The organism is Pseudomonas sp. 31 R 17 (assembly GCF_900004915.1).
In the GTDB taxonomy this organism is placed as follows: domain Bacteria; phylum Pseudomonadota; class Gammaproteobacteria; order Pseudomonadales; family Pseudomonadaceae; genus Aquipseudomonas; species Aquipseudomonas orientalis_A.
The window spans coordinates 104311-123926 of sequence record NZ_CVTN01000083.1 but is presented as its reverse complement, the minus strand read 5'-3'; the positions used below and the strand labels follow the sequence as shown (position 1 = coordinate 123926).

The following is a 19616-nucleotide window of genomic DNA, read 5'->3' as shown; positions in this document are numbered from 1 at the left end:
TTTCCCCATGTGAGAGTAGGTCATCGTCAAGATTAAATTCCAGAACCCCTGTTTGCTAACGCAAACAGGGGTTTTGTTTTGGGCGCTTGAAAAGCCTTCCTGGCCGACAAATTTGCACAGTTATTTCTGAACCAGACCACTAGAATAGGTACCTAACCTTTTTTAGAGCCAGAGCCCTATTTATGCCCGATCCGGTTGATGCCCTCCAGGTGTCGGACTTACCGCTGGATGACTTGGTGGCATGCCATGAGTGCGACCTGCTGATGCGCAAGCCCGTGCTCGCCCTCGGTGAAAAAGCTCAATGCCCACGTTGTGGCTACGAGCTATACGCGCACCGTCACAATGTCGTTGAGCGAAGCCTCGCCCTGGTGCTGGCAGCTCTGTTGCTGTACATACCTGCGAACTTTTTACCCATCATGCAGCTCAATCTACTCGGGCAATCCTCAGAGGACACCGTGTGGACCGGCGTGGTCGGCCTGTTCAACACCGGTATGCAAGGGGTTGCCATCGTGGTTTTCCTTTGCAGCATGGGTATTCCCCTGCTCAAATTGCTGTGCCAGTTGGCCGTGCTGCTCAGCATCCGCTGGAACATCGGTCGCAGTTATGGACTGCTGTTCTACCGCATCTACCACCATATGAAAGACTGGGGGATGCTGGAGGTCTACTTGATGGGCGTCCTGGTGGCGCTTGTGAAGCTTGCGGACATGGCCTCCATTACGCTCGGCCTGGGTCTGGCGTGCTTTGTCAGTCTTTTAATGGTCCAGGTCCTGCTCGAGGTGGTGATGTCACCCCATCAGATCTGGCAGGCGTTGTCGGGAGAGGATGACCATGCGGGCGATTGATGCGGGCATTCTGGTTTGTACGGAATGCCATGAGTTGAACAAGCAGGACGCGGACGCCGATGAGCAACTCTGCAGCCGTTGCGGTGCGCTGATCCACGCACGTCGCCCCAATAGCCTCATACGTACCTGGGCATTGCTGATCACGGCGGCAATCCTGTATATCCCCGCCAACCTGCTGCCCATCATGACCGTCAACTCCCTCGGCCAGGGCGACCCCAGCACCATCATGTCCGGCGTGATCCAGTTGGTACAGCACGGCATGTTCCCTATCGCCGCCGTGGTGTTCATCGCCAGTATCCTGGTGCCCACGTTCAAGTTGGTGGGCATCGGCCTGCTGCTGTTTTCGGTGCAGCGCCGTCAGCCGCTGTCCGCGCAACAACGCATTATCATGTACCGCTTTATCGAATTCATCGGTCGCTGGTCCATGCTGGATATCTTCGTGATCGCCATCCTGGTGGCGGTCGTAAACTTTGGGCGACTTGCCAGTGTCGAGGCCAATCTCGGCGCTGCAGCGTTCGCCAGTGTGGTGATCTTGACGATGCTTGCCGCAGTAACCTTCGATCCCCGACTGATTTGGGATAACACGGAGTCGGATGACGACCATGAGTGATTTGCCTAAAGCTAAAACCCGCCCTGCATCCAATTGGTCGGCCATCTGGGTGCTGCCGCTGATTGCCCTGATCATCGGCGGCTGGCTGGGTTGGCGTGCCTACTCCCAGCAAGGTCTCGAGATCCAGGTCCGCTTTGAAAGCGGCGAAGGCATTCAAGTCAACAAGACCGAGGTGGTCTACAAAGGCATGACGGTGGGTAAGGTCAAAGCCTTGGCGCTGGATGACGAAGGCAACAATCGCGGGGTGATTGCCACCATCGAGATGAACAAGGACGTCGAGCAATACCTCAGGACCAATACTCGCTTCTGGCTGGTCAAGCCCAGCGTCAGTCTCGCCGGTATCACCGGTTTGGAAACCCTCGTGTCGGGTAACTACATCGCCGCAAGCCCGGGGGATGGTGAGCCGACCCGCAAGTTCAAGGCGCTCTCCGAGGAGCCGCCGTTATCCGATGCCAAACCAGGCCTGCACCTGGCGCTCAAGGCTGATCGCCTGGGTTCGCTGAACCGTGGCAGCCCGGTGTTCTACAAGCAGATCCAGGTGGGGCAGGTCAAAAGCTACTTGTTGTCCGAGGACCACAGTACCGTCGAGATCAAGGTCTATATCGAGCCGACCTATGCCAACCTGGTGCGCAAACACACGCGTTTCTGGAACGCCAGCGGCATCAGCATCGACGCCAACCTGTCGGGTGTGAAGGTTCGCAGCGAATCGCTTTCCAGCATCGTTGCCGGCGGTATCGCCTTTGCCACGCCGGAAAATCGCAAGGACAGCCCGCCAACCGACCCGAGCCTGCCGTTCCGCTTGTACGAGGATTTCGACGCCGCCGCCGCGGGCATCAAGGTCAAGGTCAAGCTCACCGATTTCGAAGGCCTGCAGGCTGGACGTACGCCCGTGATGTACAAGGGTATCGAGGTCGGCAGCCTGAAAACCCTGAAGATCGACCCAGACCTGTCCAGTGCCAGCGCTGAATTGACCCTCGACCCGCTGGCCGAAGATTATCTGGTGCAGGACACGCAATTCTGGGTGGTCAAACCGTCCATCTCTCTGGCCGGCATCACCGGCCTGGAGGCCTTGGTCAAAGGCAACTACATCGCCATCCGCCCCGGTGACAAGGGCACCGCGCCACAACGTGAATACGTGGCTCGCGCCAAGGCGCCACCGTTGGACCTGCGCTCCCCGGGCCTGCACATGGTATTGCTCACCGACAACCTGGGCTCGCTGGATGTCGGCAGCCCGATTCTGTACAAGCAGGTCAAGGTCGGTTCGGTACAGAGCTACCAGTTCTCACGCAAGAAAAAGCAATTGGTGATCGGTGTTCACATCGAGAAAGAGTATGAAAGCCTGGTCAACGGTTCGACCCGTTTCTGGAATGCCAGCGGTGTCACCCTCACCGGCGGGCTCACCAGCGGTATCCAGGTGAAAAGTGAATCCCTGGCCAGCCTGATGGCCGGTGGTATTGCTTTTGAAACGCCGGAACCGAATGTGCCGCTGAAAAGGCACATCCCGCGTTTCCGCCTGTTTGCCGATCGCGACGCTGCCAATCAGCACGGCACGCTGGTCACCATCAAGGTTGACCGCGCCGACGGCTTGAGCACTGGCACGCCGGTGCGCTTCAAGGGCCTGGACGTGGGCAAGATCGAAAGTGTGGACCTGAGTGCCGACATGCAATCAGTGCTGCTCAGCGCGCGTATCACTCAAGTGGCCGACCGCATTGCACGGGTGGGCAGTCAGTTCTGGGTGGTCAAGCCTGAATTGGGCCTGATGAAGACGGCGAACCTGCAGACCCTGGTCACCGGGCAATACATCGAAGTGCAACCGGCGGCGAAAAACGCCGGCCCGCAGAAGAGTTTTGTCGCGCTCGCACAACCACCTGAAGCCGCACACCGGGAGGCTGGCCTGAGCCTGACGCTCAGCGCCGCGCGCCGTGGTTCGCTCAAGGAAGGCGTGCCCGTCACCTACCGTGAAGTCACCGTGGGCAAAGTCACCGGCTATGAGTTGGGGCAGACCGCCGACCGTGTCCTGGTGCATATCCTGATCGAACCCAAATATGCACCCTTGGTCCGCAGCGGCAGCCGCTTCTGGAACACCAGCGGCTTCGGGCTCGACTTCGGCTTGTTCAAGGGTGCGACGGTGCGTACCGAGTCCCTGGAGACGCTGGTCGCCGGCGGTATTGCCTTTGCCACGCCTGATGGCGAACGCATGGGCAACCCGGCGCGGCCGCAGCAGACCTTTGCGCTGTTCGACAAGTTCGAGGATGAGTGGCTGACCTGGGCGCCCAAGATTCCACTGGGCAAGTAGACCGAGGCGCGGCCATCGGGGGCTTGCCCCCGATGAGGCCCTCAAATCCAACACAAAAACGCCAGCCCACAAAAAAGGCCGCGATCCAAAAGATCGCGGCCTTTGTGCATTTCAGCGCTCCCCGTCAGACTTCATCCAGCTCCGGCTCATCGGCCTGCACATTCATCGTCGCCTTCACCGCATCATGTCGACGAATATACTTCCAGTCCGCCTCATCAATGTAGATCCCGTTCGGCCCGCTGCCGCCTTCCAGGTCGATCGCCACCTGGGCGGACACCTGCGGCTTCACACTGGCCAGGATCGGCACGAAACCCAGCTGCAGGCTGGTTTCCAGCAACGCGGCCTGGTTCTTCTCATCGATATCCGCTGCCTCATCGAGGTAGTACGGCAAGCGCACGCGTCCGGCCTGCTCGCGGTCCATCAAGTGCAGCAACAAGTACATGTTGGTCAGCGCCTTGATGGTCATGGTGGTGCCGTTGGACGCGGCGCCATCGATATCGGTATGAATCACCGGCTGGCCGTTGACCTTGGTGATCTCGAAGGCCAGTTCGAACAAATCCTTGAGGCCCAGCTGGTTATGGTTGGCTGCGACGAGGCGGGCCAGGTATTCCTTGGCTTCTTCGTTCTTGTTGTCCTGCTCGGCACTCTGGCTGAGATCGAACACCGACAACGTCTCGCCTTCTTCATACTGACCGGCGCTGTGGATGATCTGGTCGATGTGCTTGAGGGCTTCCTTGTTCGGCGCCAGCACGATGCGAAAGCTCTGCAGGTTGGAGACCTGGCGCTTGTTGATCTCGCGGTTGAACAACGCCAGCTGGTGTTCCAGGCTGTCGTAGTCGCTGCGGATATTGCGCAAGGTCCGGGCGATATCCGTGACCGCTGCGCGGCGTGCCTTACCGAGTGTCAGGGCTTCGTCGGTACGGTGCGCATAGGCGTTGATCAGCAGTTGCAGACGACGCTCCATGTCATCCTCGCTGTCGAACTTGGCCACGCCCTTGAGGCGCACCTGCGCATACAGCGCTTCGATCTGGCCATCGGCGCGCAGCAGGCCTTGCCAGCTGTCCTGATAGTCGTTGAGCAGCGGCAGCAGGTTGTCCATGGAGTCGTCGACCGGGTCCATGAACGGCGTGCCGAAGGGCAGGTCCGCCGGCAACAGCTGGCGACGGCGCAAGGCGTCGTCCAGCGTGCGTTGCTTGGCTTCCATATCACCGATCTGGCGACCGACCAGTTGCAGCTTGGCCGACAGCTGCTGGACGCGTTCGGTGAACGCATCACTGGAGCGCTTCAATTCGTCCTGGGCCGCTTCCATCTGCGCCAGGTGTTCCAGCTTCTCGCCTTCTTCCGCACTCAGGGTTTGCGCACGGCGGAAATCCTCCAGCGCCTTCTGCGCGTCGAGCACCTGCTGGTACAGCGCTTCGGTCTGGGTCTTGCTCGCGGCGCGGTCGGAGGCTACGGCTTGCTGAGTCTTGAGTTGCTTGAGCTCTTTTTCCAGACGCTCTTTCTGATCGCGCAGTGCCGCGCGATCGGCCAGCGCCTGCAACGCCGGTGGTTCAATGTGCGAGATGTCGATGGACAGCCCCGGCACTTCGAAACGCTCGCCCTTGAAGCCATCGAGGATCTGCTCCAGGGATTTGACCCACTGGCCGTCCTCGTCCAGCGTGATGCCGTGCTCGCCCAGCGGCAGGCTGAACAACGAGCTGTTGAACAGGCGCATCAGGCGCTCGACGTCCTGCTGCGAAAATTCTTCGCGCAGCTTGGCGTAGCTGTTGTTGTCCGCGTGGTCCAGCTGCTGCTTGACCGACTTCAAGCGTTTTTCCAGGTCGCGCAGGCGCTCGTCCAGGTCTTCGGCGCTGAACTGGCGGGACTGCGCCAGCGCACCGGCCAATTCGTCGTGAGCGTCCTTGGCCGCCAGCAGTTGCTGTTCCAGCACCCTCACATCATCGACCAGCGCAAAGCGATGCTTGAGTACCGACAGCTCGCCCAACCAACGCTGGATGCCACTGATCTCGCGCTCCAGGCGCATCAGCTCCTGGGTGCCGCCGCGCTGGTCGTGCTGCAGCGCATCCTGCTCGTTGCGATAGTGCTCGGCCTGGATCGTCAGCTCTTCCTTGCGCGCACTGGCGTAGTCCGACCAGGTGCCCAGCAGCGAATCCAGCAACGGCGACAGGCGATGCAATTTGCCGCGCAAAATATCGCGCTGTTTCACACCATTGGCGAGCGCTTCGACCAACGGCCCGGCGGCCACCAGCGAGTGGTAGTCCTGCTCCATGCGCCGCACATCGCGGAAGGCTTCTTCGCACGCGGCGATGTAATCGACGCTGCCGGAACGCAAGCTGTGTTCGAACGCATCGAGGAACAATTGCTTGAGCTTGGCCGCGGTGATTTCGCGCATGTGCAGCAGGTTGATAAACAGCGCGCGGAACGTCTTCAGGCTTTGTTCGCTGGTGGAACGCAGCGGAATCAGCGTCAGGTCCAGCGGAATCGACGTATGGCCGCCCACCAGCAAGCGGCGCAGTTCATCGGGTTTGAGTTCATAGGCTTTCAGGCCTTCGCGCTCAAGGTTGGTGAACAGTTCTTTCTGGCGCAGGCAGGTGTCGTTTTTCTGATAGTGGGCCAGGTCCAGCTTGCCGGCGTAGGCGAAGAACTGGTGGCCGAAGCCACCGCCCGGACCGCGCCCGACCACGCCAATCACGTGCGGGCCGTGGGGCAGCGAGACTTCTACCAGGATGTAGCTGGTGTCGGTGGCAAAGTAGAAGCGCCGCGATTGCTCCAGGGTGTACTTGCCGAAGCTCATGTCCGACATGCGCGCCAGGATCGGGAACTGCAAGGCGTTGATCGACGCGGATTTACCCAGGTTGTTCGCGCCATACACCGACAGCGGCTCTTCCAGCGGGAACAAGCCCAGGCTGTAGCCGGCGGTGTTCAACAGGGCGAAGCGGCGTATGCCGTAGCGTTCCTTACTCATGCGTCGGTCTCCTGTTCTTCGGCAATGGCGCGGGCGAGGGCGTCTTCTTCGCTTTCCTCAGCGAAGTCGCTCAGGTCCAGCGGGTCGTCGGTCTCCAGCAGTTTTTCATCGCTGTCTGCGTCGATGATCACCGGCACCGGCAGCGGCAATACGCTGTGCACGCTGGCGGCGAGATCGCGGTCTTGCTGCACCGACAGGCACACATCGAGGAATCGATGCATCGGTGGCAGGAAGCGATAGATGCCATTGTCTTCGCCGGCAAAGCCCAGCTGAGTCATGCGCCGCATGATTTTTTCTTCCAGTTCTTCCTGGGTCTGCACTTCGGCCTGGATAAACAGGTCGCGGTACTTTTCCAGTAACGACGGCAGCTCATCGCGGCCCAGGCTGCCGCCATCGAGCACGGCAACCGGGTCGCGGCCCTGGTCCGCCAGGTGCTCGACTAGGATGAACGTGAACAGGGCCAGACGCTGCGCGGTCTTGTTCACCTGCGCGCTGGCGATGGCCGAATCCGGCACGAAATAATAGAAACCACGGGTATCGCAGACCAGCTCGAAGCCCAGGGCCTTGAACAGCGCGCGGTACTGGTCCTGGAAGTTCGACAGCTGCGCGTACAGCTCCGGGTCGCGACGGCTGACGTGGTAACCCTTGAACAGCTCGCGAAAGATCGGCGCCAGCTGGGACAGTTCGGATAGATCAAGATGCATAAGGCGTGCTCGCAGAATTCTCGGTGGCGTCAACGCCGGCCGAGAGCAGGGCGAAGGAGCGCAGGCTGACCTGGTGCTCGTGTGTGTGATAGTCGCGGCGCTCCAGGCGTTCGCGCTTGAAGCGTTTTTCCCGCGAGAGCCGCGAGAACCAGTACAGCAACTCGTCGGTGGCACCGTCCGGTTCCTGCTCCAGCAGCCAGGTCATCAGGTCCGGCATCGGCAATGCGTCTTCGCAGCGCTCGAGCATTTCCTTGACCGTTCGCGGCGCGCGCTGGGCTTCGCCCTTGTGGGTTTTGTGCGCCTTGGGGAAACGCGCCGGTTTCGGTTCGAAATTGGCCAGGGCATACACATAGGCTTCCACCTGGCTTGCGCTACCCAGGAAGGTGCTTTGCGGGCGGGTGAACAGCGGCATGGCGGCCTGCGGCACCGCGTCCAGGCCTTTGCGGCGGATCGCCGACAGGGCCAGCGCCGCGCCACGGGTCACGGCATTGTGTCGGCGGGCCTCTTCGCGTAGCGGCAACAGCAGCTCGCGCGCATGGCGCAAGGTCAACTGGGCGCTGGTCTGCATCTCGAGGATGCGCGCATGGGTGCGCAGCAGCATGTCATCGTCCACCAACTGGCCCAGGCGCTGCTGCTCGGTGAGCAGGCGCAGCAGCACATTCTCGACCTTGCGCACGCCTTGCTCGAACGCGCCGTCGGCGTTCACCAACTGGATCATCGGTTCGACGTATTCGTCCCAGGTGGCCAACACCTCGGCGTAACGCTGGCGCAACGGGATCTGGCGGTCGCTGGTCTTGGCGCGGTCGGCCACGGCCGCCAGGGCCTGTTCGTCGTTGGCGAGTTTTTTCAGCACATCGCGCACGCGCATATCCAGAAGGCGCAGTTGGCGGGCCAGGTCGTGGCCATCGCGGATGTCGAAGGCGTCCTGGATATAACCGGCCAGGCGCTCGAGGTGGCGCAGGTAGGCTTCGATTTCCAGGCACAGGCCAAGCCGGTGCTCCTTGCGCAGATAAGCCAGGAAGTCGTGGATCTGTGCATTGAGCTCGAAACGGTTCGGGCTCTTGGCAACAGGCACCAGGATATCCAGGCGAATCCACACGTCCAGCAGGCTGGTGATGTCCTGGGGCGTGCTGTCCAGTTGTTGGGCGGCCAGTTGCGCGCGCAGTTCGCTCAGGCTCAGGGTGCCTTGGTCGAAGTGTTCGCACAGTGGCTCAAGTAAGGCCCAGTGTTCGGCGAGGGCGCGCAGGACGCGCTTGGGTTCGATCATGGGAATGGCCGGCTGGTTGGCGATTAAAAGTCGCGATTGTACTGCATCGGGCGCGGGATTTATCCACAGCCGGTCAGTGTGCAGTGGGCGATTGTTGCCGAACAGCGGTAGAATCCCCGCTCTTTAGTTATCCACAAGTGGCCGAGCTGTGCTTATCGAGTCCCGACGTCGCGCTTACTTGAGCGCCATGCAGGTGGTCAACTGGCTGCCCCGCACCGAACTGCCGTTTGCCGCGCCGTCGCGGCCCGAGCTGTTTGAGGTGCCTGAGCCCATTGATGCGTTCGAGCCTTCAGGCGAGGAAGCTGCTGCGCCGGTTGCGGTGGTCAAGCCTGTACCCGACGTGCGGGCGACGGTGGAGCGCACGAAAATCGAGGTGCCGCGCCCGTCACCTGTGGTCAAGGCGGTGGTTGCCGAGGAGGCGGCCGCGGTGGTCAAGGCCCCGGTGGTGCCGCCACCACGCTTTGCCCTGCAACTGCTGCGCGCGGGCCGTTGCCTGCTGCTGGTGGAATTGCCCACCGGCGAACGTTTCCAGTCGCGCGACCCCGCTTACCTGCTGCTCAAGGATATGCTGCGCGCCGCCGGCCTGCCCGACAGCCCGCAAATCGTCGGCGACCCGGTGCGCTGGCCGCTGTTGGTGCGCGGCACCATGGACCAGGGCCCGGAAGCCGCGCGGGATTTTGTACAGAGCTTTGTCTCGGCACGCCTGGAAGACGAACCTTGCGTATGCCTGTGGCTGATCGGCCTGCCCGCCGTGCGCTTTGCCGGCCAAGCCAATGCCGAAGCCTGGTACCGCGAATTGCAGGTAGAAAGCCTGGGTTCGGTCTGGGCGCTGCCCGGCCTGGAATTATTAATGGAAGAGCCACAGCGTAAGGCTGATGTCTGGCAAGCCATGCGCCGGCTGATGGCGCGCTGGAAAACAACCGATGAGTGAGGCTTTATCCTTTCGCCCGATGACCGAGGCCGACCTCGACGCCGTGCTGAAGATTGAATACGCGGCGTTCAGCCACCCCTGGACCCGTGGCATCTTTCTCGACGGCCTGGGCAAGTACCAGATCTGGCTGATGTTCGAAGGCGAGCAGCAGGTGGGGCATGGCGTGGTACAGATCATCCTCGATGAGGCGCATCTGTTGAATATCACCGTCAAGCCGGAGAACCAGGGCCGAGGGTTGGGGTTGGCGCTGCTGGAACATCTGATGTCCCGCGCCTATGCGGCCAACGCGCGCGAATGCTTCCTGGAAGTGCGGGACAGCAATACCGGCGCTTTTCGCCTGTATGAGCGCTATGGCTTCAACGAGATTGGCCGTCGCCGGGATTACTACCCTGCTGTGGGCGGTCGCGAAGACGCGGTCGTCATGGCCTGCACGTTAGTCGACTGAATACCGAAATCCATGTGGGAGGGGGCTTGCCCGCAATAACGGTGTATCAGTGACAGATAAGCGCCTGACACACCGCTATCGGGGGCAAGCCCCCTCCCACATTTGATCGCGTTGTGTCAGCGCTTGCCGGTGAGCGGGCCAGATGGGGCGCCGGCGGGATTATTACCCGGCTGTGAAGATGCGGTCGTGATGGCCTGCACGCCCGTTGTCTAAACACCGAAATCCATGTGGGAGGGGGCTTGCCCCCGATGGCGGTGTATCAGTGACAAATAAGCGCCTGACACACCGCTATCGGGGGCAAGCCCCCTCCCACATTTGATCGCGTTGTGTCAGCGCTTGCCGGTGAGCGGGCCAGATGGGGCGCCGGCGGGATTATTACCCGGCTGTGAAGATGCGGTCGTCATGGCCTGCACCCAGGTCGACTAACACCAAAATCCATGTGGGAGGGGGCAAGCCCCGTCCCACATGTTGAACTGCGTTGTCTCAGCGCTTGCCGTTGAGTGGGTCCAGGTCGGCCAGTTCGGCCTCGTCCAGGCCATTTCCGCCGCCGATATCCTCTTCACCCACAACGCTCAGATCGTAGTCAGCCGCGCTGTCTTCACCGGCTTCCCGCGCATCCCGCGCGCCATCTTCATGGATCAGGGTTTCCGGGCTCATATCGTCATCGGTCGACTCATGATCATCCGTCGAAGCGCCGGTCATGCCGGCTTCGCGCACCCGCTCTTCGGGCATCAGGTGCTCGCGCTCCTCACGGGGGATTTCATCGCCGATCTGGGCCGTCTGGTCTTCTTCATCAAAATCGAGCTCGCGCATCGAACCCATGCGGTCTTCGTTATCATCAATCGGTTCGGGCTGCGCAGCGTCGTAGGGACGTCGTGATTCAGTCATGGCCAATCCTCATACTGTGGGGCTTATAGTGAGTGGACAGGCTGTGTGCCCCAAAGATTCAAGCTAATTTGCGCCGCGCGTGACCCGGACGAGGGCTTGTCAGTCACAAAACTGCGCATCATTCCTGAGGCTTCCCTGATGAACGAACTACAAGACCTGCTAGATAACAACGAACGCTGGGCGGATGCGATCAAACAGGAAGATCCCGAATTCTTCGCCAAGCTCGCCCGCCAGCAAACCCCGGAATACCTGTGGATCGGTTGCTCCGATGCGCGTGTACCGGCCAATGAAATCGTCGGCATGTTGCCCGGTGACCTGTTCGTGCACCGCAACGTGGCCAACGTGGTGCTGCACACTGACCTCAACTGCCTGTCGGTGATCCAGTACGCCGTCGATGTGCTCAAGGTCAAACACATCCTCGTCACCGGCCACTATGGCTGCGGCGGCGTGCGTGCCTCGATGCAGGACCGCCAGTTCGGCCTGATCGACGGCTGGCTGCGAACCATTCGTGATCTCTACTACGAAAATCGCGACGTGCTGGCCCAGTTGCCCACCGAAGAAGAGCGCGTAGACCGCATGTGCGAGCTGAACGTGATTCAGCAGGTGGCGAACGTCGGCCATACCAGCATTGTGCAAAACGCCTGGCACCGCGGGCAGAGCCTGTCGATTCATGGCTGCATCTACGGCATCAAGGATGGCCGCTGGAAGAGCTTGAATACCACCATCAGTGGCTTCGAGCAGCTGCCGCCGCAGTACCGTCTGCGGCCGCTGGGCGAAGCCTAAGACCGTTGATGCTCGCGCCACCAGGCCATGTAGGCCTGGCCTTCGGCGTTCAACGGCTCCTTGCTGCCGGTGATCCAGCCCCGGCAGTTCGGCTCGCCGCAATGGCAGCCGAACTGCCGGAACAGCGCGTCTTCGGTTGCGGCATAATCAACCGTCAACGCGGTACCGACGGGGACGGGCTGTGCAGTCCACAGTTCCAGGTAAGTGGTGTCCAGGAACACGTTTGGGCTGCACGAGTGCTGCAACAGGCCGCAGAACCAGGCGTCGTACAAGTGAATGCGTGGCGATAGCTGCAGCGTATGCCGACGGCGTTCGCTGACGGCATACCCGCAAATCCTGGCGATGCGCACGCCTTTGCCGAAGGCGACGCGGGCCTTGATGACGGCGGGCGTCCCCTGAGTGCCTTGCACGAGCTGGAAGTGTTCGCTCGAGGGGTAACCCTCGTCGACACCCAGCGTCTTGAACGGGTAAAGGCTGTCAAACACAGCCGCTTCAGCCTTATCCCTGGCGCGAGTTTTCATCACTCTCCTCCTAGGGCTGCATGGAACTGCGGGCGTTAACTGACGGCCAATCTCTTGCAGTAAACGGGTGCTGCCCAAGACTCGCCCAAGTCGCCGCCGATTTCTACTGTCAAATCTGACAGTAGAAATCGTTGCCACGGCTTACAGCGCGGGTGGCGCGAGAGAGGGGAGCGGCGCGGGACTGCGCAGTTGTTTCAACTGCTCCTTGAGGGTGGGCGTGGCGCATTTGGCGTTGGCCTGCTCCGCCGTCAGGTTGCGCACCGAGGTGTAGAACAACTCGCAGGTCTGTTCTTTACGCGTGACCTGCCAGGTATTCATGCATGCCTTGAGCAACACATTCGCGTCGCTGGCCGGTTTCTGGCCCATGCCGGCTTGCCAGCAGGCCGCGCTGAGGTCCTGGCCCATCACTTTCAGGCCGGCCTCATCGGCCTTTTGCTCATTGCCGTCATAGGTGTCCGGGCTGGCGGCGTACCAGATGTAACTTGGGTGGTTGGCACCGAGCACCGAAACCGGCTTGCCCGGTGCCGGGCTGATCTGCGCCAGCCCCAGCACCGCCACGGTCTGCCCGTATTGTTGCTTGATCCAACTGCGTACCGGCGCGCCGAAGGCCACCATCGGCAACGCACCGTCCGGGCGCAGGCTCAACTCCTTGACCATGCGCGTCTGGTAGTCGGTGAAATAGCTGTAGACCGCTTCCAGGTCTTTACCGGCATTGGACGGGGCGGCGATGGGCGCGATATCGATAATGGTCTGATAGGCCGGGGTGTCGCCGGCAGCAATGCCGTTGCTGGTGAGCAAGGTCGCCCAGCGGTCGGTGGTGGCCGATTCCAGATAGTCCTGGGCCTGGGTCAGCGAGTAGTCCGGCGGGAAGTGCAGCAGCTCGATGCTTTTGCGGTTTTCCAGGGCCATGCCCAACGGCAGGAACAGGTACCAGTTGTAGGCCCACTTGCCGTCGCTGTTGAGCCGGCTGGCGCCGTGGTACGCCAGGTCGGCCGTATCGAGCAAGGTGGTCAGGGGCTTGCCGTAGCCATCCGGCACGCCGCTGAAGGTTGCTGCGACCTGGCCGTCATGGACCTTGACGCTGACCTTCGCCCGGCTGTAGCCGTCACGTTGCAGGCTCTGGTTCAAATAATGCTCGGCGGTCTGCTCCAGCGTCCAGGGCCGAAAGCAGATCACGTTGCAGTTATTGGGAAACGCAAATAATCGGGTGACACGTTGCGTGCTGCCCAACGGTACTTCGATGTCGGCCTGTACGACCGCACTGGCCAGCAGTGCGGCCAGGGTCAAGGCCAGTCTGGTCGATTTGAACATGGTTGGTTCCTTGTCAGCGAAAGCCCGTCTGCGCGGGATGAAAGCCCACCTTCACACAGTAGCGGCTGACCAGGAAAACCGCGTGCTAAATCGCTGCGCGTGTCGCGATTGGATACGTGAACCTAAACGCTGAACTGCAAGGCGTTGCTCAAATCCCCCATGGGTTTCTGGCCGCGAGCGCGCATTGCGTCATCCCTTTGCTTGAGGCCGTCCAGGGTTTCCAGCTCAAACACCCGGGTGATCAAGCGCAGGATCGAGGCGGTGTCGTACACCGTATGGTCAACCGTGCCTTTGCGCGCGAACGGTGACACCACCAGCGCCGGAACCCGCGTGCCCGGGCCCCAGCGGTCGCCCTTGGGCGGTGCCACGTGGTCCCACCAGCCGCCGTTTTCATCGACGGTCACCACCACCACCATGTTGTTCCACTGCGGACTTTCCTGCAGCACCTTCAGGGCACGCACGATATGGCGGTCGCCCGAGGCCACATCGGCATAGCCGGCGTGCATGTTCAGGTTGCCCTGGGGCTTGTAGAACGTCACCGCGGGAAGTTTGCCCGCCTGGGCATCGGCAAAGAATCTGTTGGTGCTCGCTTCATCGCCCAGGCCGCCGTCGCGCAGGCGTTTGTCACGTTCCGCGCGGTGCTCGGGGCCCTGCTGCTTGAAGTAGTTGAACGGCTGATGGTGATACTGGAAGTTCGGAATTTTGGGAATACCGCCCGAGTCCTTGAATTGATCGAGGGTGGCTTGCCACGCGCCGGCGTACCAGGCCCAGTCGATGTTCTTTTTCGAGAGCTTGTCGCCAATGTGTTCATGGGTTTGCGGCACCAGCACGTTGGGCAGGTCCGGCTTGGAGTAATCGGGGTTTTGCGGGTCGCGGATCCAGGTCGGCCAGTAGGGCGGCGCCAGCGTGTTGACCGCGTAACCGTCCGGGGTCAGGGCGCTGGGGCCGAACTGCGGCGGCCCGGCCATGGCACTGGCCGGCGAGGTGTCCAGGGGCTTGAGGCGCGGGTCGCCGGGGTCGTCGCTTTGCAGCGTGGCGATCTGCGCCTTGGCTACCGATTGAGCCGCATTGGGATAGGTCGGTGCGGTGGCGCTGATCAGGTATTGATGATTGAGGAACGAGCCGCCGAACGCGCCCTGGAAGAAGTTATCGCACAGCACGAACTCCCGGGCGACGTCCCACAGGCGCAGGGAGTAACGGCTTTGGGCATAGTGGCCCATCACCAGGCCGCCGGAATCGCCCCAGGCCACGAAACCGTCATTCTTGCCGCCGTTGATCTGCATCTGGTTCTGATAGAACACGTGCCACAAGTCACGGGTCACCAGGCTCAGCGGCAAGTCCTCGGCATTCGGGCCCTTGAGGGCGAACGGTGCATTGGGCAGGTTTTCCTGGAATTGCACGGCGCTCGGGTAGGTCACCCCATCCACGCTCTGCGGGCCCGCCTGCAGGACGCCGCCCCAGGTCTGGGGGAGGGCCGGCAATACGCTGCCATCGCGGTCGCGTTGTTGGTAATCAGCGGCGGACAGCGCCGAGAGGGGTTTCTCCAGCCCGGGGAAATCGGCAAACAGATTGTTGAAGCTGCGGTTCTCCGCGTAGATCACAACGACGGTCTTCACCTGGTCGCGCAGGGCCTTGTCCAACTCCGGCGCTGTAAGTGGCCGCGCCGCCGGTTTTTCCGGCGCCTGGCCGGCATTTCCACAGCCACTCAAGGTTGCGCCCACCCCCAGCACCGCAGCGCCCCCCAGGAATCGCCGGCGACTGCTGTCAACCGGCGCCTGGCCTACGGAATCTGTGGAAGGGCGATCTACGTGCTCGTCACTCATTGGGCGGGAGTCCTTGGCGAGATGTTGCAAGATGTTTCGCAGGACGGTAGCAATGCAATGTGACGGAACGAAGACAGTGGTTTGAAGGGTGGGGCGTGTCTACTCTGGGCGAGCGCTGCTAGACTTGTCTTCTAATGGATGTCACCGAGGTGAACCGTGAAGCCTTCAACCGCCCTTGATTTACAACGAGCAGCCGTCAGAGAAGTGGTGGGACGTTTTCGCATCTCCAATCCAAGAGTATTTGGATCTGTGTTGATGGGGACCGATCAGGAAGGCAGTGACCTTGATCTTCTGGTTGACGCCCCACCGGGAACCACCCTTTTTGATCTTGGGGGGCTTCAAATGGAGCTCGAGGATCTACTGGGAGTCGGCGTGGACCTGCTGACACCTGCCGATTTACCTCCGAAGTTTCGTGCGAAGGTATTGGCTGAGGCTCGTCCGGTATGATGGTGAATCTTCGTAACTGCGCCTGTTGCAACGACAGGCGCTTCATTCACCTATTAAGGCATCACCGGCGGCAAATACGTCAATGTCGTCCCCAACGCCCATAGCAAGAACAACACCAACGGCGTGTGCACCAGCAATTGCACAAACGAAAACCCGATCAGATCTCGCGCCTTCAACCCCAGCACCCCGAGCAACGGCAGCATATAGAACGGGTTGATAAGGTTCGGCAGCGCCTCGGCCGCGTTGTAGATCTGCACCGCCCAGCCCAGGTGGTATTGCAGATCATTGGCCACCTGCATCACGTAGGGCGCTTCGATGATCCACTTGCCGCCGCCGGACGGGATGAAGAAGCCCAGCACCGCCGAGTACACGCCCATCAGCAGGGCGTAGGTGTCGTGGGATGCGATGGAGGTGAAGAACAGCGAGATATGGTGCGCCAGGGTCTGGCCGTCGCCGCCTTTGACCACGGTCATCAGCGCTGCAATCGAGCCGTACAGCGGGAATTGGATCAGCACGCCCGTGGTGGTCGGCACGGCGCGGGCCACGGCGTCGAGGAAGCTGCGCGGGCGCCAGTGCAGCAGCGCGCCGACCATGATGAACAGGAAGTTATAGGTGTTGAGCCCCGAGATGGCGCTGATTGCCGGTTTGCTCGAGAACTCGTGGAACAACCAGCCGGCCGCCAGCAGCGCCAGCGCAATCGTCAGCAGCGGGCTGTGCTCCAGCCATTCGCCGGGTCGGGTCGGCGCCTGCGGCTTGGGCAGGTTGAACGCGGGGTCGACGCCGCAGGCCTTGGCATCACGCGCGCTGTTCGGGCCCGGCGCGGTGGCGTAGGCGATGATCAGCGAGACGATGATCAGGGCCAGCAACATCACGCCCGATTGCCACAGGAAGATGGTCTCGGTAAACGGGATCATCCCGGTGATCGCCAGGATCGACGGCGGCAAACTGGCCGGATTGGCCTGCAACTGTGCGGCCGATGACGACAAGCCCAGTGCCCACACGGCGCCCAGGCCCAGATAGGCCGCGGCGCCGGCGGCACGGTAGTCCATGCGCAGGTCCGTGCGACGCGCCAGTGCACGCACCAGCAAACCGCCGAATACCAGGGACAGACCCCAGTTGAGCAGGGAGGCCACCATGGAAATCAACGCGACCCAGGCCACGGCCGACCGGCCGTTCTTCGGGATGCGCGCCAGGCGGTCAATCAGCTTTACCGCAGGCGGCGAACTGGCGACCACATAACCACCGATCACCACAAAGGCCATCTGCATGGTGAAGGGAATGAGGCTCCAGAACCCATCGCCAAACGCCTTGGCGGCTTCGGTGGGCGCGGCGCCCATGCCCAGGGTAGCCACGGCGACAAGGATCACGGCGAGGGCGGCGAACACCCACGAGTCCGGGAACCAGCGCTCGGCGAAGTTGGAGCAGCGCAGGGCAAATCGGGCATAGCGGCTTTCTTCGATAGCATCGGCCACGAGTCGTTCCTCTTGTATTTATTATGGGGTGGGCAGTTTTGCGGCATGTTCCTCTTTGAACATTGATTTGGGAATGTAGTTATCTTCATCGATCAATGAGTAAAACAAATATATCCGCCGCGATTGCCATCATCCGGTTCAGCTCATAATCTGCACGCCATTTTGTTTGTCTGCCGAGCATGCACATGACTGCCACCTTTTCCCCACGGGCGCAGCGTTTTTCCCGCTCCGACTACAAAACCCTGGGCCTGGCCGCCCTCGGTGGCGCCCTGGAGATCTATGACTTCATTATCTTCGTGTTCTTCGCGCTGACCCTTAGCCAACTGTTTTTCCCCCCGCAAATGCCCGAGTGGCTGCGCCTGTTGCAAAGTTTTGGCATCTTCGTCACCGGCTACCTCGCGCGCCCGCTGGGCGGCATCCTGATGGCGCACTTTGCCGATCACCTGGGACGCAAGCGCGTGTTCAGCTTGAGCATCCTGATGATGGCCTTGCCCTGCCTGCTGATCGGAGTCATGCCGACCTACGCGCAAATCGGCTATTTCGCACCGCTGATCCTGCTGGTGCTGCGCGTATTGCAGGGCGCCGCCGTGGGCGGTGAAGTGCCCAGCGCCTGGACCTTCGTCGCCGAGCATGCCCCGCGCAGTCATCGTGGGTATGCCTTGGGATTCCTGCAGGCCGGGCTGACGTTCGGTTACTTGCTCGGCGCGCTCACGGCCACGTTGCTTGCACAGGTCTTCACCCCGGCCGAGATTCTCGACTATGCCTGGCGTTTCCCCTTCCTGCTCGGCGGCGTGTTTGGCGTGATCGGCGTATGGCTGCGCCGCTGGCTCAATGAAACGCCGGTATTCCTCGAAATGCAGGCCCGCCGCCAGGCTGCTGCCGAACTGCCACTGCGCACCGTGTTGCGCGACCATCGCGCCGTGTTGCTGCCGGCGATGATCCTCACGTGCGTGCTGACGTCGGCGGTGGTGGTGCTGGTGGTCATCACCCCGACCATGATGCAGAAAACCTTCGGCATGAGCCCCAGCCACACCTTCGCCTTGAGCGCGTTGGGGATTGTGTTTCTCAACATCGGCTGCGTACTGGCGGGCCTGCTGGTGGACCGCATCGGCGCCTGGCGCGCGGTGCTGGTCTACAGCCTGCTGCTGCCGGTGGGGGTGTTTATCCTGTATGCCAGCCTGATCAGCGGCGGGGTCTGGCTGGGCGCCGCGTATGCCGTGGCCGGCTTGAGCTGCGGGGTGGTGGGCGCGGTGCCGTCGGTGATGGTCGGGCTGTTTCCGGCGCAGGTGCGGGTGTCGGGGATTTCCTTCACCTACAACATTGCCTACGCGCTGTGGGCGAGTACCACGCCGCTGCTGCTGATTGCGTTGATGCCTGCCAGTCCGTGGATTTGCGTGGGGTATTGCATGGTGATGGGGGCGGTGGGCGTGGCGAGTGTGGCGGTGTTCGGCAAGCGACATACCCTGGTGGGCTGAGGCTCAGGTCAGGACGATGATCGTGATTCATGTGGGAGGGGGCTTGCCCCCGATCACGGTGTGTCAGCCAGCCTGTCTGTCGCTGATACACCGCCATCGGGGGCAAGCCCCCTCCCACATTGGTTTTGTGGTGTTTTCAGGTTCGTGGCATGCACTCGATGGTGCGGTTTACCACCGTTTTGGCCATCTCCAGCAGATGCCATGCGGCATGGATTCTTGCGCGGTCGTGGGGTTGCAGGTGATCGCAACAGTCCCACACCGTGGCCGATGCGCTGTGGATCAGATGGGAAATATAGAGTTGGGCGTCTTCGAAGCTGAGCTCTTCATTGACGACGAGGCAATCCATGGGTGGATCGGGAAGTGCTTTGGTCATGGTGTAACTCCTATTAACTCAAAGGAGCCGACCCCGTCGCGACTAAACGTTGGGTGGCGGCTGTACGCAGGTTAGTCGACCGGCAAATAGGCAAAGTCCGGCGCACCCTGGGGCGCCCTGCGCACAGCCACCATAAAACCTCATGGAGGACCATGCGCCTATTAAATCCGGGCGACTAAACCCGATCACTGAATTTCAGTGACGGACCGAAGACTAGCCATCGATTCCAACAGGCACAAGGCGGCGGGGATTGTCTCGGAAACGTCCTGCAATTTAAAGGGACACGGCTTGCTGGCCTTTTACAAACCATGACCAAATGCCAGCAACGCCACCTTATCCAAAATGTGGGAGGGGGCTTGCCCCCGATCGCGGTGTGTCAGCCAGCCTGTCTGTCGCTGATACACCGCCATCGGGGGCAAGCCCCCTCCCACATTGGTTTTGTGGTGTTTTCAGGTTCGTGGCA

General features: G+C 61.4%; 17 protein-coding genes. 8 read left to right on the top strand and 9 right to left on the bottom strand.

All coding sequences use genetic code 11. The annotated features are described in order from the left end of the window. The first annotated feature begins 182 nt into the window (after positions 1-182). From BFP89_RS24765 to BFP89_RS24755, 3 genes are read left to right on the top strand one after another with little or no spacing between them, the layout of a single operon-like run. Complete coding sequence (locus tag BFP89_RS24765) at positions 183-842, top strand: paraquat-inducible protein A (RefSeq protein WP_065888082.1); 660 nt, start codon at positions 183-185, stop codon at positions 840-842. Continuing rightward, positions 829-1452, top strand: coding sequence for a paraquat-inducible protein A (locus BFP89_RS24760; RefSeq protein ID WP_065888081.1), 624 nt, complete (start codon positions 829-831; stop codon positions 1450-1452). Before BFP89_RS24765 ends, BFP89_RS24760 begins: the two co-directional genes overlap by 14 nt. Next, positions 1445-3748: a PqiB family protein gene (locus tag BFP89_RS24755; protein ID WP_065888080.1), complete on the top strand. Its 2304-nt coding sequence runs from the start codon at positions 1445-1447 to the stop codon at positions 3746-3748. Before BFP89_RS24760 ends, BFP89_RS24755 begins: the two co-directional genes overlap by 8 nt. Before the next feature lie 124 nt (positions 3749-3872). On the opposite strand, the gene mksF is transcribed toward BFP89_RS24755, so the two are convergent. Genes mksF through mksB form a run of 3 tightly spaced genes read right to left on the bottom strand, consistent with a single transcriptional unit; the run spans position 3873 to position 8684 of the window. Beyond that, complete coding sequence (mksF, locus tag BFP89_RS24750) at positions 3873-6713, bottom strand: Mks condensin complex protein MksF (RefSeq protein ID WP_065888079.1); 2841 nt, start codon at positions 6711-6713, stop codon at positions 3873-3875. Beyond that, complete coding sequence (gene mksE, locus BFP89_RS24745) at positions 6710-7417, bottom strand: Mks condensin complex protein MksE (RefSeq protein ID WP_065888078.1); 708 nt, start codon at positions 7415-7417, stop codon at positions 6710-6712. The genes mksF and mksE overlap by 4 nt, the downstream gene beginning before the upstream one ends. Next, entirely contained in the window at positions 7407-8684 is a 1278-nt protein-coding gene (mksB, locus tag BFP89_RS24740; protein WP_065888077.1) for an Mks condensin complex protein MksB, read from the bottom strand. Before mksB ends, mksE begins: the two co-directional genes overlap by 11 nt. A gap of 187 nt (positions 8685-8871) precedes the next feature. Here mksB and BFP89_RS24735 point away from each other — a divergent pair, with 187 nt between their 5' ends. Next, positions 8872-9615 (top strand): energy transducer TonB, encoded by a 744-nt coding sequence (locus tag BFP89_RS24735; RefSeq protein ID WP_065888076.1) that lies wholly within the window; start codon positions 8872-8874, stop codon positions 9613-9615. Continuing rightward, a complete protein-coding gene (rimI, locus tag BFP89_RS24730; protein WP_003188286.1) occupies positions 9608-10060 on the top strand; it encodes a ribosomal protein S18-alanine N-acetyltransferase in 453 nt (150 codons plus the stop codon). The genes BFP89_RS24735 and rimI overlap by 8 nt, the downstream gene beginning before the upstream one ends. A 483-nt stretch (positions 10061-10543) precedes the next feature. On the opposite strand, the gene BFP89_RS24725 is transcribed toward rimI, so the two are convergent. Next, entirely contained in the window at positions 10544-10948 is a 405-nt protein-coding gene (locus BFP89_RS24725; protein ID WP_065888075.1) for a serine kinase/phosphatase, read from the bottom strand. Positions 10949-11086: 138 nt separating this feature from the next. Between BFP89_RS24725 and can the strand changes: the two genes are divergently transcribed. Next, positions 11087-11731 carry a carbonate dehydratase gene (can, locus tag BFP89_RS24720; RefSeq protein WP_003188288.1) on the top strand — a complete coding sequence of 215 codons (645 nt, stop codon included), beginning with the start codon at positions 11087-11089 and terminating at the stop codon, positions 11729-11731. On the opposite strand, the gene BFP89_RS24715 is transcribed toward can, so the two are convergent. From BFP89_RS24715 to acpA, 3 genes are all read right to left on the bottom strand, one after another. Then, the gene (locus tag BFP89_RS24715; RefSeq protein ID WP_065888074.1) at positions 11728-12252 is read right to left on the bottom strand and encodes an SET domain-containing protein-lysine N-methyltransferase; all 525 of its coding nucleotides are present in this window, start codon (positions 12250-12252) and stop codon (positions 11728-11730) included. The two genes, can and BFP89_RS24715, sit on opposite strands and share 4 nt — an antisense overlap. Before the next feature lie 141 nt (positions 12253-12393). Then, entirely contained in the window at positions 12394-13563 is a 1170-nt protein-coding gene (locus tag BFP89_RS24710) for a hypothetical protein (protein WP_065888073.1), read from the bottom strand. A gap of 122 nt (positions 13564-13685) precedes the next feature. After that, the gene (gene acpA, locus BFP89_RS24705; RefSeq protein WP_065888072.1) at positions 13686-15386 is read right to left on the bottom strand and encodes an acid phosphatase; all 1701 of its coding nucleotides are present in this window, start codon (positions 15384-15386) and stop codon (positions 13686-13688) included. A gap of 156 nt (positions 15387-15542) precedes the next feature. Here acpA and BFP89_RS24700 point away from each other — a divergent pair, with 156 nt between their 5' ends. Then, complete coding sequence (locus BFP89_RS24700) at positions 15543-15833, top strand: nucleotidyltransferase family protein (RefSeq protein WP_065888071.1); 291 nt, start codon at positions 15543-15545, stop codon at positions 15831-15833. 53 nt (positions 15834-15886) lie between these two features. Here the strand turns inward: BFP89_RS24700 and BFP89_RS24695 are convergent, their stop codons facing one another. Beyond that, the gene (locus BFP89_RS24695) at positions 15887-17305 is read right to left on the bottom strand and encodes a short-chain fatty acid transporter (RefSeq protein ID WP_065888070.1); all 1419 of its coding nucleotides are present in this window, start codon (positions 17303-17305) and stop codon (positions 15887-15889) included. 185 nt (positions 17306-17490) lie between these two features. On the opposite strand from BFP89_RS24695, the gene BFP89_RS24690 reads away from it, so the two are divergent. Next, on the top strand, positions 17491-18780 hold the full coding sequence (locus BFP89_RS24690) for an MFS transporter (protein ID WP_065888069.1): 1290 nt from the start codon (positions 17491-17493) through the stop codon (positions 18778-18780). Between the two features lie 136 nt (positions 18781-18916). Here BFP89_RS24690 and BFP89_RS24685 read toward each other — a convergent pair whose 3' ends face one another. Next, a complete protein-coding gene (locus BFP89_RS24685; RefSeq protein WP_065888068.1) occupies positions 18917-19153 on the bottom strand; it encodes a hypothetical protein in 237 nt (78 codons plus the stop codon). Positions 19154-19616 lie beyond the last annotated feature (463 nt).

Bases quoted from the DNA above. Each gene is read 5' to 3' on its own strand.
- BFP89_RS24765 (WP_065888082.1), top strand. From the start codon at position 183: ATGCCCGATCCGGTTGATGCCCTCCAGGTGTCGGACTTACCGCTGGAT.
- BFP89_RS24760 (WP_065888081.1), top strand. From the start codon at position 829: ATGCGGGCGATTGATGCGGGCATTCTGGTTTGTACGGAATGCCATGAG.
- BFP89_RS24755 (WP_065888080.1), top strand. From the start codon at position 1,445: ATGAGTGATTTGCCTAAAGCTAAAACCCGCCCTGCATCCAATTGGTCG.
- mksF (WP_065888079.1), bottom strand. From the start codon at position 6,713: ATGAGTAAGGAACGCTACGGCATACGCCGCTTCGCCCTGTTGAACACC.
- mksE (WP_065888078.1), bottom strand. From the start codon at position 7,417: ATGCATCTTGATCTATCCGAACTGTCCCAGCTGGCGCCGATCTTTCGC.
- mksB (WP_065888077.1), bottom strand. From the start codon at position 8,684: ATGATCGAACCCAAGCGCGTCCTGCGCGCCCTCGCCGAACACTGGGCC.
- BFP89_RS24735 (WP_065888076.1), top strand. From the start codon at position 8,872: ATGCAGGTGGTCAACTGGCTGCCCCGCACCGAACTGCCGTTTGCCGCG.
- rimI (WP_003188286.1), top strand. From the start codon at position 9,608: ATGAGTGAGGCTTTATCCTTTCGCCCGATGACCGAGGCCGACCTCGAC.
- BFP89_RS24725 (WP_065888075.1), bottom strand. From the start codon at position 10,948: ATGACTGAATCACGACGTCCCTACGACGCTGCGCAGCCCGAACCGATT.
- can (WP_003188288.1), top strand. From the start codon at position 11,087: ATGAACGAACTACAAGACCTGCTAGATAACAACGAACGCTGGGCGGAT.
- BFP89_RS24715 (WP_065888074.1), bottom strand. From the start codon at position 12,252: ATGAAAACTCGCGCCAGGGATAAGGCTGAAGCGGCTGTGTTTGACAGC.
- BFP89_RS24710 (WP_065888073.1), bottom strand. From the start codon at position 13,563: ATGTTCAAATCGACCAGACTGGCCTTGACCCTGGCCGCACTGCTGGCC.
- acpA (WP_065888072.1), bottom strand. From the start codon at position 15,386: ATGAGTGACGAGCACGTAGATCGCCCTTCCACAGATTCCGTAGGCCAG.
- BFP89_RS24690 (WP_065888069.1), top strand. From the start codon at position 17,491: ATGACTGCCACCTTTTCCCCACGGGCGCAGCGTTTTTCCCGCTCCGAC.
- BFP89_RS24685 (WP_065888068.1), bottom strand. From the start codon at position 19,153: ATGACCAAAGCACTTCCCGATCCACCCATGGATTGCCTCGTCGTCAAT.